Below are 14049 nucleotides of genomic sequence, written 5' to 3' on the forward strand. Positions count from 1 at the left end.
CCCGCTGCCCGCCTTTGCAGGCCGTAATTTTCGCCATCTCGCCCGTCAGGTAAAACAGCCTGAAACCGGGCGCAGCGTAGTATTTTACCCCGGCTGCTATGTTGATGTGTATGACCCGCAGACGGGGCTGGACATGATCTGGGCGATGAATCGTGCAGGCTACAAGGTTATTGTGCCGCAAGACCTTGTTTGTTGCGGCCTGCCAATGGTTGCCAATGGTTTTTGGCAACACGCCAGAAGCAATGCCGAACATAATCTTCGCTCCCTGGCGCAGTGGCGCGATCAGGGTTTGCCAGTGGTTACTGGCTGCCCGAGCTGCGCCCTGATGTTTCGCGTTGACTTGCCGGAATACTTTCCTGATCTGGGAGAAAAGTACGGCGCTTGCCGCCTGGAAGATGCTCAGGATTTTCTGCTGGCCAGTGCTGACTCCGGCGAGCTGGACCTTGCACCAGCATCAGCGAAAAACCAGCCAGACATGAAAGTCATGTATCATGCACCCTGCCACTTGCGTGCTCAGGGCAACGGTCTCCCGAGCCTTGAACTGTTACGGCGATTGCCAGGGGTCAGTGTAAGTAACGCCCACGCAGGATGTTGCGGCATTTCAGGCAGCTATGGCTTTAAGGCGGAAAAGTATGAAATTGCCCAGCAGGTCGGCTCTGCGCTCTTTTCCACAATTCGGGAAAGCGGTGCGGCACTTGCCGCGTCCGAATGCGGCACATGCCGCGTGCAAATTGTGCACGGCAGTGGCACCCCCTGCCTGCATCCCGTAAGCATCCTGCGGAGCAGGCTTGAAATGCAGGACAACACGTAACGGATTGTTTTTTTCTGTCAGAAGTTGACCAGTAGCTTGCTTGCCCTGTTCCAATCTCTACATTTCGGCTTCTGCACAAATTTATGGGAACCTGCCGACGCTAGGCCGAGGTTGTGAGACCACAAAATACACCGGAAATTGACGCAAGATTCAAACAGAAAAAGGGCGAGTTTACAGTTTTACTGTAAACTCGCCCTTTTTTGCATGCCCTTGGCGCAAAATTTTTTATTTAGAAACAGCCCCTGGGGCATTTTACTTTGAAAAAATTTGCATGCTCTAACGCTGCACGAAAACACAACGCGCCGCAATGCAACGTGAGTTCTGACTAAAACTGCTTTTCACGACAGAATAACAACGTGAAGATATGAAATTCTTCAAAGATAATCCGTACAAAAATTACAAAATCAGTTTGCTGAGTTGTATATTTGAGGATCAAGGCAATGAACGTGCCGCAACCGGGTCTGACACGCACCCCAGGAAAGCCCAACGCCAAACCCTTGCAAAACGACATTCAAGTTTTTTTCTCGGGCAGTGGAAGCGAGCTCGCCACAAAGCACGCTGGGAATTGACGCAGAATTCAAATTTCCATAACGCGAAAATGTTGCCACAGGCGCTTTCTGCGCAGGAATTCCAGCTTTTTTGGCCACGGTTTCAACGATATACCGATTGGCCTGATGCATGACGAAATAGTCTATCTGCTCCGCACTATAGCCGGAACGTTGCAGGATATCATGCAATAACCGGGGCTGTTCAGACATGGTGAAGGAAAAAATACCCACACCGTCCATATGAAGATTATCAAGGGAACGGGCACTTCCGTCTTCGTGGACCTGCTCTGCTCCTGTTAGTGGAGATGCTGGCATGCGCGCACCGCCCGCCGGAATGTACAGCTTTTTCAGTTCGTGCCCATCTGCGCGCAAAACAAAATACATTTTTTCCGCATCCGGGCAAAACCGAATCCATGCAGCGCTGCCAGCATCACCAAAAATTGGCGCTGTAGTGTGGTCATCTTTGTTGGCAACGCGCGAAAGCGTATCCCCAGCGCAAAGCAATACTCCCCCGCCACCAGCAGCCTGGGCCATCATGCCAGCCAGCCAGAGGCCGTAAACAAATCCGGCACAGCCCTGACAAACATCTATAGCTACCGTTTCCTTGGAAAGGCCAAGGGCAGCATGAAGAACATAGGCGTTCCCCGGCATGAGGTAGTCCGGGGTCTGAGTCACTGAGACAATGGCCGTGACATCCTGACGGTCAATATCCATAGCGCGCATGAGCGAAGCGGCTGCCTGACGGCACAGATCACTGGTTGTAGTCCCGGGTGTGGCAACCTGCCGTGCGTCCATGCCCAGGCGCCTCTGCAACCGCGCCAGCTGTGTGCGGTCATTGCCCCAATGCTGCGGTTCATCTTCAAGGCGTAGCGTATTTTCACCCAACACAACGGAGCAGCCTGCAAGCTCCACATTGTCCAGCACATAATTACCCATGCAGCGCCACCTTCAAATTATTCTTGCTGTTAATCCTGTATAATAGCGTATTTCAAAGCTGGGCGAAAGGTTTCATAAAGCAGTATGGCCGCTAGGGGCTGTCTCTAAATAATTTTGCGCCAAAGGCCTTTTGACGCAGCCTGTCGGACAAAAGAATTATTTAGAAACAGCCCCTAGAGCGGCCACACAAAACACGGCCCGGGATTGCCCCGGGCCGTTATTTTTTGCTTGGCTGAAGCCTAGCCACCGCTTTCGGTGGTCAACTGCACATACATTGTATTGCCGCTGTCATCGTTGTATTCGGTGTAGGTTTCGCCATTCAGCACCTTGGTTTCATCTCCGGCAGTCCAGCCAGAATTCAAAATAGAATCATCGGACGTGGCGCGAACGAAGATGTCGGTATTTTCATTGGCACTGTTCTTCAGGTTGAACAGGCTGTCGAGGCTGTTGCTTTCTCCAAACATAGGTTCGTCACCCGAACCAACGAAATCAAGCAGCACACTTTCATAGCCGTCGCCTACTGTGCCGATATTGTGCAGGGTCTGGTCAAATTCTTCCTGATTGGGGTTCTCTGCTCCATTGAAGCGAACAAAGAGCAAGTCACTGTCTCCTGTTGTGTCATCATGGGAGCTGAAATCATGCTCATAAGCATTGACCACCAAATCGAGGTTAGTTCCTTCGTCAATGACCCGTACGGCAATATCGTGACCAGCAGCACTGTTCATGATCAAATTGTAGGCATCTGAGCCCATATCAACGCCTTGCAGGATAATTTCATGAAAGTTGCTGATATTGTGTTCAATGGCTCCGCTTTCGAACCAATCCTTATAGTACTGCATGAAGGTGTCGTGGTCAGGAGCTGAAAGAATCAGCAGATTGTAACCGTCACCGCCGTCTATATTGAGGCCGTTGGAAGAACCAATATCCACGGCTCCGTTCAGCTTCACCACGTCGTCGCCACCACCCGTCTGAATGGTTACACGCCCCGTGCCGTCGGTAACAATACCGCCATTGATTTCAACATAATCGCCGCTATCACCGCGAGAAACAATCTGCACATGGCCGCCGTTGATGGCTTCAATGGCTATGCCATTGGTCATGCTTTCAAGGTCGGTGCCCACCTTGGCTGAAATAATGACAGTCAGGGCCGAATCTGAAGTTCCATTTTGAATGGCGTTGGAGATTGTGACCCCAGGAGCATAACTGCCCCCTCCGTCGGACTGAATGCCGACGCTATGATGCGCGTCAATGGCTTCGATATTGACGTTATTGGAGACGATGTGCACCTGGCTTTGCCCCGTCGCAGCAATGCCTACGCTGCTTGATGTGCTTCCTGCTTCGGGGTTGCCTGTAGCAGTGACCGTAAGCGAATCGGCCCGAATATCTACGGTTGAGGGTGCGGCATAAGAAGAGCCTCCCATAGGGATTTCAGCGTCCGCAGACAAAATGCCCGTATTATGTGTTGCGCCCTCTGCAGAAATGGTTAGCTGATTCACGGCATCAAAATCGTATGCCGTTGTGTACCCAAGGCTTGTTGTGTTTGGTATCTTGTTTCCAGATCCATCATACGCGTCTCGCCACAGGTTATCTTCTGAATCAGACATGATAGCAAATTTATGTCCGCTGGCTTCGATACCCACGCTACGGCTGTCCGCCGAAAGTCCGGTTCCGGCTTCAACTCGCGCGTTAATTTCCGCTTCTTTGGCTCCAAGCGCCAACACATAACTGGCGCCATTATTATACGCATAGCCGCCGTAACCGTCAGGATAAAGGGCATAGCCCACATAAACGCCTGCAGCGGAAGTGGCACCGCCATTGTCGACTGCGGTGACGTTCAGTGTAAACCGCTCATCTGCACTGATGACAAAGGTTTCTTTTTTGTGCGTATGTGTGGCATTAATACCAATGATATGATTTATAGCTGAGCTGCCGTCAGCCCCCACGGTACCAGTCAGGTTAATGTTCTTGCCCGTGAGGGAGGAGGACGCCACAACAGCGGCATCAGGAATATAGTCATAAGGGCTGCTCGCTGGCATGGCCGTTGCCCCGTTGTAGTGCACCACGGCGATATTTTCACCATTGGCGCTTACTGACAGGTTCACGTTTCCCTGTTCAGCCTTCAGGTCGGCAGTTCCGTTGCTTATCTCAAGAGCAGAAACCCATTTCTGACCGGAGCCAGACAGGTGCTGGCCCTGCATGGCAACGTCGACATTGATGTTGCCGCTATTGGATGCAATGTTTACATCACCAAACTGCGCATTGATGCCAGCGGCTTCATAATTGCCGCTCTGCACACCCAGATTCAGGGCAACATTCACATCCTTTTCAGCCCGAATATCCACGATGGCCTGCTCGCCACGGTTTGAATCAAAGTCCAGCTTCTGCGTTAAATAGGGATTTTGGGAAGGAGCAAATTTGTCAGCAAGATACTGCTGGTAAAGACCATAAGTATACTGATATTGTTGATTTTTATCTGAAAAATCTCCTTCCGCTGGCAGATCATTAGATCCCAGACCAACACCGGAAAAAACACCAAAAATACTGGAGGACTGATCCAGTGATCCGCTCTCGATCCTGTTGTTAACAGTGATATCAACATTGCCATCAACAGCGGCTATGCTTACGTGCCCGTTATCCGTGGCGGCCACTCCGGCAACTGCGTTGTTGACGCCAGCCGTTCCGGCCAGATCAGCGCTGACCTTTACATCTCCTGCAGTGGCAGTAAGATTAACCTCTGAATTGTCTAACTCCCGATTAATGTAATGACTGCCCCAGTCTCCAAGAGTGCCCGCACTTTCCAGAACGCCCCCGGCGGAGTGAATACCGGTGATAACGGCGCTGTTGGCAGCAGACCCCGCCGCCACGGAAGCCACACCAACGGAAAGCCCCTGGGCCTCCAAAGAAATACTGCCTCCGTCTGTAGCGTAAGCGCCGCTGACATAGGCAGCACCGTCAGCTGAAAAGTTCGGTTGGTCACTTACGGTCTGAATGCTCAAATCACCGCCAGTCACCCGAATGTCATTCTGGGCGGCCGCACCTTGAGCGGCCACGGTAGCCGTCACATTTGCCGTATAATTTGTGGTGGTCCCACCATCATAACCAGATCCATAAGGATTATGATCAACAAACCCCGGCAGGGGATCGTGATGCTCCACTCCCTGTAGAACCGCGGTATTATCATTATTGCTGATACGCAAAGAACTTGTGCCAGACTTCAGATCAATCTCAAATCTGCTCTGCCCGCCGTCAGCCGTAAGCGACGCCTCCGTGAGCTGATAGTGCATCTCGCGGCCGCCGCCCGTATCATACGCGCCTTCGCCCGCCGGGGGGCGCGGCAGCTTGATGGCTGCTGCAATATCCGCCGTGCTGGCGTTGCTAAAGTGTGCGCCGTGGGCTACCTCGCCAGCCCAGGTCTGATCGGTCACCAGCATGGTAGCGTCTTCGGGAGCCTTCCAGACAATGGAAGTCATATCATTGTGGTCGGAGGTAGAGGCAACCCGCACTCCGTGGCTGGTCTGCTGACCATTGCTGTCAGTGAATACCAAGGTGTAGTTTTCTGAAGCTGCCGCGCCGCCAGCCGAGTTCGCAAGGGTAAAAACAAGTTCGCCCTTTACCGGATCATACACTGCCTGATATCCGTCAAGATTGAATGTCCAGGTGCCGTCAGCGTTGGCAGCTCCAGTGTAGCTTACGCTACCGTCAAAATTGGTGATGGCGAGCATATTGCCTGCCACATCGCCGCTGGCAAGACGCCCCAGTTCAAGATGAACTTCGGGATTATCCTGCCCGTCAGCACCAAGAAGCGCCACATTCGAATACGTGAGAGTGTACTGCGTTGGAGGCAGCGTTCCGCCGCCGCCACCGTCAGTGGTTCCTCCCCCTGAGCCGATTGTGCTAATGGACTGCCCCGCCACAGTGGCAAGCAGTGAATTTTGTGTGCCGGGATCACTGAAGGTGTTTTCAGCTCCGGGGGCATAGGCCATACCGTCAAGGTGCTCTACCCCGCTGGCAAGTTCGCTCCCGGAAAATTCATTGTACCGGGCGGCGCGCTCTGCGGCAGAGGGGCCTGCGGCAGGCGCGAGATCAGGCCCAAAAGCGCTGAAGAAATCTGCACCGCTGATGCGTTGCCCGTCCACTTCAAAGTCGGGCGTATTATCCTTTGTATATTCAGTATAAAAATCCGCCAGCTTGATACTGCCTCCGTCTTCAAACCGGAAAACAAGGCTATTATCATCCTTTTCCAGAGTTATCTGATTTGCGGAAAAATCTGCAATAAACGTGGCTTGTTCTGTTGAATGGATCACGCTCTGCTGCCCGACAGCAGGGCGTGTAAGAAAAATATTGCTCATGGTGCCCCCTGATCTTGGTCATGTTGCTTGAGTCAGGTAACATACGGCAACCCTTTCAGACTATACGCCTGAAAAAGCAGTGCCTGGTTACACAGAAAAAAGGGGATATTATAGGGGAAACCCGGAAATGATCACCGAGTATCCGGGGAGGTAAGAATACTCCCCAATCGGCTGTTATTTTAAATAAACAGCTGACTGATCAAACTAGAGGAAGGTGAACACATAAAAATTCACTCTTCATACTCAGGTAATCATGTGCATACTACCTGGTTAAACAGAAGCTAAATACTGAAATAGCGTCTGTCAATAACTAAATATCAAATAAAACTACGCGCAGCACAATTTTAACCACCAGAAATAATAATAAAAAATATATAAACAGATATTGCATATAAACATTGCAACAATATCATAGCGATAATAATTATTATAAATGAATTATTTTATAAAAAAATGAATAAAAATTTATTTGGCTTTTTATTTGCCTACAATCGTTTGAACCTATGCCCAAGGGGCACGTTTCCAATTTTAATCCGCAGAGGGCGCGCGTGCGGCGGCAATATGCCCTTCAAATGCTTTCGTAAAGCCTCAATAGCTATTTCCACGCCCTCTTCAGCCTGGCACAATAGTTCAACATGCATGCCGGTCAGAGGATTAGGCAAGCCTTCAGCTTTCGCCAAACTCACGCCAGAAAAAGAAAGTGCGGCATTTTCAACTTCAGCGGGCAGCACCTTAAGGCCACCCACATTGATTACGCTGTCTGCCCGGCCCACAAAACGTAGCCACGGCCCGTCAATTTCCACCATATCTCTGGTGTTGAACCAACCTTCCGCGTCAAAGGGCGAAGGTGCATTCAAGTAACCCAGCATCCTGTTCTCGGCTCTGATGTGCAGTTCGCCATCTTGAATGCGGCTTTCAACGCCTTCACCGCCGATCTGTATCCAGAGTTCATCGCGCTTTCGCGTGCGCACCCGTAGAATACCCAACTCAGACATGCCGTAAGTCTGTCGAATATCCACCTGTGGCAGAAGTTCAGCAATGGTCGACAGGGTATTCTGGTCCATTTGTTCGGTTCCATAGGTGATAAGACGCAAAGACGGCAAAGCTTTATCGTCAAGAAGGCCACTGTGGGCCAGCATTCGCAAAAAAGTCGGTGTTGTGGGCAGCAGTTGCACGCCATAGGCTCGAATGTCATCAAATACGGCGGTCGGGGTGCGGGCTGTCGGGCGCACCACACGGCCATTGTTAAACAGAGTATGGAACAGGGTGTTCAGACCGCCGATATGGTCGAACAACAAAAAACCCAATGTTGTCCAAGCTGGGCGCGGAGTGACATAGCGTGCAAGGAATTTTTCAAAATCGTGCAAAATAGCCTTGGGGCTGCCGGTGCTTCCTGATGAAAAAAGAATCAGCCCGGCGTGGCCCTGAGAACGCAACTGATCAAGCAGTGGCTGTTTGCTCTGTGTTTTCTGTCTTCGAACAACTTTGCCATCAGCAATAACAACATCGGCATACCCTGCTGCGAAACAGTATTCGTGCTGGGCGTGGTTCGCCGATGTCAACGGCATGACGATGGCCTTTCTATCCATAAGCGCCAGCAAGGTGCGTATGCCGGGCGCATCAAAATCTCCCACGAGCGCCACTACGTCGCCTGGCGCGATGCCCGCACACAGGTCAGGGGCTTGTACGATGTCAGCGAGGCTGAGACTCACCCCCTGCCCGAGCAAAAAGGGGCGCTCGGGATCTGCACTGCGCTGACAAAGGTCATTATAAAGACTCACACGCCCCCCACATGAAGACATTGTCCGGAAATCATGCTGCTCGCATCGTCCAGCAGCCAATGAACGGTTTGCCAGACGTCTTCAAGGGTACCCTGGCGGCGAACAACCTGTCTTTCCACCAGTGCATCAAGTTTGTGCTGTGGTACCCCCGCAGTGAGTTGTGTTGGAATGGGGCCAGGGGCCACAGCGTTGACCGTTACTCCCCAGGAAGACATTTCGCGGGAAAAAGCCCGTGTGAATCCTTCCACGCCAGCCTTGGCGGCCACATAGGCACTCTCGCCCTCAAGCCCGAGGGCTACAGCAATGGACGAAAAATTTATTATCCTGCCCGCTTTGCGGCGTGCCAGCATGCGCCCGGCCTGAGCAGAACAGTACATGGTTCCGAGCAGATTAACTTCTACAATGCGGCGCATGGTCTCAGGTGGCGTTGTCACAGTAAGGTTCATTGATGCAACGCCGGCGGCGTTGATGACGCCCCACAAGGGGACGTGCCGCAACCTGGCAAAACAATCGGCCACCTGCTCTGCAATGGTAACATCGCAGGAGAGCACCTCGCACGGAATATCAGCAGGGGGCGTACGGCAAAGGCCTGTCACGCCATACCCTTTCTGCATGGCGCGCATAGCCAGATGCCTGCCCAGGCCGCCACTGATGCCAGTTATAACAACATGCCGATCAGCCATGCTACTCCTCTTGCCCAAGAGCTGACAGAGAACAAATATATTCTACCAAGGTACCCACAGTGTGGTAAGGGCTATTTTTTTCTGACATAATGCTGTCATGAACCCATACGAAACGCCTGTTATTGTCTGTGCAATATTCTTCCAGGACCAGCATCAACTCCACCAGCATCAATGACGAAAGGATTCCGCCCTTGCCCATAAGGGGAGTTTTTTCTTCAATCACCGGAGCAGCGCTGTTTTCTTCCGTCAAAATGCGCAAAATGGCAGTACGGATAAAACCAAAAACGTCTTCCTTCATCATTTGCAATAACTCTCTATTTAATCGTATAAAATCATACTTTCTGAGTGAAAAGCACAATCAGCAGGCCGATATTCTTCACTTGTGGAAAAAAATATGGCTATACAAAAATATGATTGTTTATACGTGAGCCAATGAGCACAATTATTCATCGGCAGAGTCGTAAGACAGGATCTTCCAGAAAGTAAAATAAAAAGCACATTCCTTCAAATGGCAAATCAGGGGCCATTTCTGACTGTATTTTCAGCTTGTAAAGGAAAGAAAGATGGCCAATACACGCTTCAAGCATGCGACACTTGCCGCCATTAGCTCAGTAGTAGCCGAGCATAAAATATCTATAGAAGACGAGCTTGAGTATTTTTCTGAAGACCCCGCTCAGGCACAGCGGTTTTCGGCTGTGAGCGGTCTGCACACGCGACGCAGGGCCGGCGATAACGTTACAGCATCAGACATGTGTGCTCAAGCGGCAAAAACCCTTTTGCAACACACCAATACAAATGCCAATGATATTGGCGCCATCCTCTTTGTAAGCCACAGTGCGGACTATCTGCTGCCCGCAAGCGCAGCCATTCTGCAATACAAACTGGGCCTGCCCCGAACCTGTGTGGCTATGGACATGAACGCCGGATGCGCTGGCTTTGTAAACGCCCTGTGGATGGCCGCAAGCCTTGTTGAATCTGGAGCATGCAAAAAAGTGCTCCTTCTGGCAGGCGACACCCCGGGGCGTTTTCAACCAGCCGCCAACAGGGTGGTGGGCCCGATTTTTGGCGATGCGGGAACTGCGGCCTTGATTGAACACAACGAAGAGCCCTCAATCATGAGTTTTTCTTTCGGCACAGATGGCAGCAAGCATGAAGCCCTGATCATTCCCGGCGGCGGAAGCCGTATTCCATATGTGGATTCCGAAGAAGCGGACAGTCCGTTCAATCAGACCATATCCGACGGCAAGGGCAATCCCTGGACCCTTGGCAGGTATTGCTCCATCTGGATGGACCCAATGGGGATCTATACTTTCAGCACCGCCGTCGTCCCTCCGCACATAAAAGAGCATCTCGTTTTTGATGGTCTTGAGGCGGAAAGTATAAACAGGCTTTTTCTGCATCAGGCAAACAAGATCATTGTGGACTCCATTGCCAAAAGAGTTGGAATCAACAAAGACCGTGTGCCTGATGAATCTTTGCGCCTCTATGGCAATATGGGTGTGTCGTCCATCCCTGTTCTTATCTGCGCTCATTATGCCAAAGAAAATTCCGAATTTTCAGCCACAGGGCATAAAAACAGCATGCTCTGCTCCTTCGGGGCCGGCCTTTCGTGGGCTTCGGCCATACTTTCGCTTGATAAAACAATTGTTTTGCCTGTATGCGATTACATAAAAGAAGAAACGGAATCCAGGGCGAAGCGCATCGAATACTGGCACAGCAAGTTTTCTGGTCCCAAAACCAATGAGGACGCGCCATGATAATTGACCCCATTATTCCGAATGGTCCTTCCATAACCCATCATGAAATCGAACACGTAACCTCTGCCTGCGCAACTGGCTGGAACATGCGGGCCAGCAGTTACATCAACGCATTCAGACAGCTCATGGCCCAAATCACCGGGCATAAATACGCATTGGCACTCTCAAGCTGCACCGGAGCCATGCATGTTGCCCTCAACGCTCTTGGTATAAAGCAAGGCGATGAAGTGCTTGTGCCTGACCTGGCAGATTTTTCAGTGGCTGCATGCGTGGTATATTGCGGCGCAACCCCGATTTTTTGTGATGTTGAGCCTGATACCTTGTGCCTTTCACCTGAAGATGCTGCCTGCAAAATAACCCCCAGAACAAAGGGGTTGATAGCTGTGCATCTTTATGGGCAGCCGTGCAGCATGGAGCCTCTGCTGGACCTAGCAAACAAAAAAGGCCTCTTCGTTCTTGAAGACGCCGCACAAGGCATCGGAAGCAGCATCAATGGGCGCCCGGCTGGTTCGCTCGGGCATTTTTCCACATTCAGTTTCAAAGGCAACAAATCTGTTGTCAGCGGTGAAGGCGGCATATTGCTTACGTCAGACGACCAGCTCTTTGATCGCGCCGCAAGATTGGCCGCTGGGGGCCGCACGTCTGACAATCCTTTTTCCTATGATTTTGTGGGCTTCAACTACTCAATTTCTTCACTGCAAGCAGCTCTGGGCTTTGCCCAGACCAGTCGCCTTGATGAGCTTATTACAAAAAAGAAACAAATCCATTCGTGGTACCGCGAGCGCCTTTCAGGAACGCCTGGCATTCGTCTGAACACCGAGGCCCAGCATAGCCAACCCAGTTTTTTAACCAACCTTCTTTTCATCGACGAGCCCAATATCCAGCGCACCAAGATGATCTCCCAGTTGCGCGCAAGCAATATCATAGCTGAACCTGTGTATTTTCCCATTTCCTCAATGCCCATGTTCAAACAGGCTGAAACGCCAGTAGCCTATGCCGCCTCAACCAAAGCTATTTGCCTGCCAAGCGGCCATAATAGAACAGAAGAGGAAGTGGATTACATTTGTAGAGCCATACAGCAGTTCGTGAAGGAACCAGGACGCGACAAAGCGAAAGTTCCTCTGACTGGCTGGCTTAAATACAAATCAGACACATTGGAGTTTTTTACCAGAATCAAAAAAGAGGGCTTTATTATTCCTTTTGAGCATGAAGGGCATTCCTGCGAACTCAGGATGGTAACTTCTGCCGATACGCAAGACGCAAAAGTGGTTGAAACACTCGCCCGCTGGCGAGAAGCTAGCGCCGCAGCTTTTCTCACACGCACTGAAATAACTGAACAAACCATGCAACAAATTTTAAACAACTATGTCAGTGCCCTGCGGGATTATCTTTTGTTTTTCATTTTCAGCGACGGATATCTGTATGGGCAAGTGGCGCTGAACGATTTTGCGTTTCAAAAACATGAATGTTGCATTGACGGGCTTTATCTTGAAGACCATGCCCCCAAAGGGCTTGCTGCGGCATCTTGTGAAACCATCTTTGAATGGGCAGAAAAATCGCTTGAAATAAAAAATATTTTCAATCATGTGGTGGCAAGCAACAAAAAAGTTCGTCTTCTCGCAGCGGCTCAAGGCTTCAGGGAAATCAGCCGCACCGCCCTGTACAGGGAAGAAATTCCCGGCGGCGAAACATTTCGGCCGATGTATATGCCGGGGCATGACACCCCAGACGAATACCTGCTCATTTGTAAAAAATCGCTTTCCGGCAAGGAAATGCACGACAACAAATAGAGCTTTTTTATTACCACGCTAGCAACTTCTAGAAAAAACTAAAGGACAGGGTATTATGATCAGCCAGGAAGAAATACACAAAATACTCGCTGAGGCTCTGCGCATGACTCAGGAAGGCGGAGACGTCTCCCACAGATATAGCCCATCCTTATCGCTAATGGGTACTGACGGCATACTGGATTCACTTGATACAATGTTATTTTTAGATAATATTGATGATCTTCTTACGAAAAAAATGGGAAAAAGTGTTGCCGTGGCTATGGACTCGGCTTTTGAGCACGAAGACAATCCCTATCAGACCATGCAGTCGCTGGCAGAATATCTGGTGTCAGTTCTGAATGGAGACGATGGGTAAGCAAAGAGATTCCCAGCGTATCGTCCGGCATCGGCTATCAGGTGAAGCCCTACTGCCGCCCTTTTCGCTGCACTACGGAAATCTAAACCGGGATTTATACGCATGCACCCTCAAGAAGACGCCCGCGCCTGCCTGCAGGAACTTCAGCAAAAGCCTCCGGCACTTCCTTTTGAGCCGGATCTTCTTCCTATGCTTTTTGCCGCAACAAAAAGCAGTTCGGCTACTCCTGCCAAGGGGCTGGTAACGCTTATTGAGCGGAGCCAAAAACTGACAACTCGCGTGCTGGCTACTGCCAATTCCGCTGCATACGGTCAAGAATTCAAAGTATCCACTCTTCATAGAGCCATAAACATCCTGGGATTAAAAACCATAAGAACCCTTGTGGTTATGGTGGGAATGGCTGCTGTCATCAAGGGGGCAAACCTGCCAAAGGGCTTTAATGTCAGAGAATTGTGGGTGCATGAATTAAAAACTGCAACCATTGCCAAAATTCTTGCCGCAGAACTGGGCGGCCAGAATGGAGCATGGGGCCAGGCTGCCGATGAAAAAAATCGTCTGATTATGGACCCGGATGAAGCCTATATCGCAGGACTTCTTCACGATATTGGTAAAGTTTTTTTCGCATCTACCCGCCCGGATCTGTGGGAAACGATGGAAAACATGCGCAACGAATCCAGCCAGCAATATTTTGAAGTTGAAAATGCCTATTGGAGCATGGATCATGCGCTTATTGGGGCGGTCATTTTATACCAGTGGAAACTCCCCCTTATTCTGACAGAGCCCATTAATTGGCACCATTCCCCTGAATTGGCTCCAACCTGCAAAACGGAAGCGCGGCTTCTTGCCGCAGCCAATATTATTGCCCGCAACGAACCTGACGCAGAAGGAAATCTGTGTGAAGAGGCAATTGCCTTTCTGCCGGAACGCTGTGATCTTGCCGCTATCGGCACAACAATAGCGCAATGCCTGGCTGCTACAGACAATGAAGCCTTCACGACTCTTGTTGAATAGATTGAATGTCCGCATAATCCGCAAGCAT

The 14049-nt window shown here is 50.7% G+C and carries 10 protein-coding genes; 5 read left to right on the plus strand and 5 right to left on the minus strand.

Annotation, left to right across the window (positions count from 1 at the left end; translation table 11 throughout):
- On the plus strand, positions 1-811 hold an 811-nt coding region (locus tag QM579_RS08945; protein WP_414998819.1), incomplete at its 5' end, for an anaerobic glycerol-3-phosphate dehydrogenase subunit C.
- 404 nt (positions 812-1215) lie between these two features.
- Here the strand turns inward: QM579_RS08945 and QM579_RS08950 are convergent.
- The 5 genes from QM579_RS08950 to QM579_RS08970 form a co-directional block, all read right to left on the minus strand.
- The gene (locus QM579_RS08950; protein ID WP_414998820.1) at positions 1216-2295 is read right to left on the minus strand and encodes a 3-oxoacyl-[acyl-carrier-protein] synthase III C-terminal domain-containing protein; all 1080 of its coding nucleotides are present in this window, start codon (positions 2293-2295) and stop codon (positions 1216-1218) included.
- Positions 2296-2534: 239 nt separating this feature from the next.
- Complete coding sequence (locus QM579_RS08955; protein WP_414998821.1) at positions 2535-6644, minus strand: hypothetical protein; 4110 nt, start codon at positions 6642-6644, stop codon at positions 2535-2537.
- 485 nt (positions 6645-7129) lie between these two features.
- The gene (locus tag QM579_RS08960) at positions 7130-8425 is read right to left on the minus strand and encodes an ANL family adenylate-forming protein (RefSeq protein ID WP_414998822.1); all 1296 of its coding nucleotides are present in this window, start codon (positions 8423-8425) and stop codon (positions 7130-7132) included.
- Positions 8422-9108: an SDR family NAD(P)-dependent oxidoreductase gene (locus QM579_RS08965; protein WP_414998823.1), complete on the minus strand. Its 687-nt coding sequence runs from the start codon at positions 9106-9108 to the stop codon at positions 8422-8424. The genes QM579_RS08960 and QM579_RS08965 overlap by 4 nt, the downstream gene beginning before the upstream one ends.
- A gap of 1 nt (position 9109) precedes the next feature.
- Positions 9110-9406, minus strand: a complete 297-nt coding sequence (locus tag QM579_RS08970; RefSeq protein WP_414998824.1) for a hypothetical protein — start codon at positions 9404-9406, stop codon at positions 9110-9112.
- 235 nt (positions 9407-9641) lie between these two features.
- On the opposite strand from QM579_RS08970, the gene QM579_RS08975 reads away from it, so the two are divergent.
- From QM579_RS08975 to QM579_RS08990, 4 genes are all read left to right on the plus strand, one after another.
- Complete coding sequence (locus tag QM579_RS08975) at positions 9642-10865, plus strand: ketoacyl-ACP synthase III (RefSeq protein WP_414998841.1); 1224 nt, start codon at positions 9642-9644, stop codon at positions 10863-10865.
- Positions 10862-12655, plus strand: a complete 1794-nt coding sequence (locus QM579_RS08980) for a DegT/DnrJ/EryC1/StrS family aminotransferase (RefSeq protein ID WP_414998825.1) — start codon at positions 10862-10864, stop codon at positions 12653-12655. Before QM579_RS08975 ends, QM579_RS08980 begins: the two co-directional genes overlap by 4 nt.
- A 55-nt stretch (positions 12656-12710) precedes the next feature.
- Positions 12711-13010 carry a hypothetical protein gene (locus QM579_RS08985; protein WP_414998826.1) on the plus strand — a complete coding sequence of 100 codons (300 nt, stop codon included), beginning with the start codon at positions 12711-12713 and terminating at the stop codon, positions 13008-13010.
- 102 nt (positions 13011-13112) lie between these two features.
- The gene (locus QM579_RS08990; RefSeq protein WP_414998827.1) at positions 13113-14021 is read left to right on the plus strand and encodes an HDOD domain-containing protein; all 909 of its coding nucleotides are present in this window, start codon (positions 13113-13115) and stop codon (positions 14019-14021) included.
- Positions 14022-14049: the final 28 nt, after the last annotated feature.

It is taken from the genome of Desulfovibrio sp. (assembly GCF_047607245.1).
Lineage (GTDB): Bacteria > Desulfobacterota > Desulfovibrionia > Desulfovibrionales > Desulfovibrionaceae > Desulfovibrio.

What these genes read in the sequence shown, in the direction of transcription:
- QM579_RS08980 (WP_414998825.1), top strand. Translation starts at nt 10,862, where the DNA reads ATGATAATTGACCCCATTATTCCGAATGGTCCTTCCATAACCCATCAT.
- QM579_RS08970 (WP_414998824.1), bottom strand. Translation starts at nt 9,406, where the DNA reads ATGAAGGAAGACGTTTTTGGTTTTATCCGTACTGCCATTTTGCGCATT.
- QM579_RS08985 (WP_414998826.1), top strand. Translation starts at nt 12,711, where the DNA reads ATGATCAGCCAGGAAGAAATACACAAAATACTCGCTGAGGCTCTGCGC.
- QM579_RS08990 (WP_414998827.1), top strand. Translation starts at nt 13,113, where the DNA reads ATGCACCCTCAAGAAGACGCCCGCGCCTGCCTGCAGGAACTTCAGCAA.
- QM579_RS08950 (WP_414998820.1), bottom strand. Translation starts at nt 2,295, where the DNA reads ATGGGTAATTATGTGCTGGACAATGTGGAGCTTGCAGGCTGCTCCGTT.
- QM579_RS08965 (WP_414998823.1), bottom strand. Translation starts at nt 9,108, where the DNA reads ATGGCTGATCGGCATGTTGTTATAACTGGCATCAGTGGCGGCCTGGGC.
- QM579_RS08955 (WP_414998821.1), bottom strand. Translation starts at nt 6,644, where the DNA reads ATGAGCAATATTTTTCTTACACGCCCTGCTGTCGGGCAGCAGAGCGTG.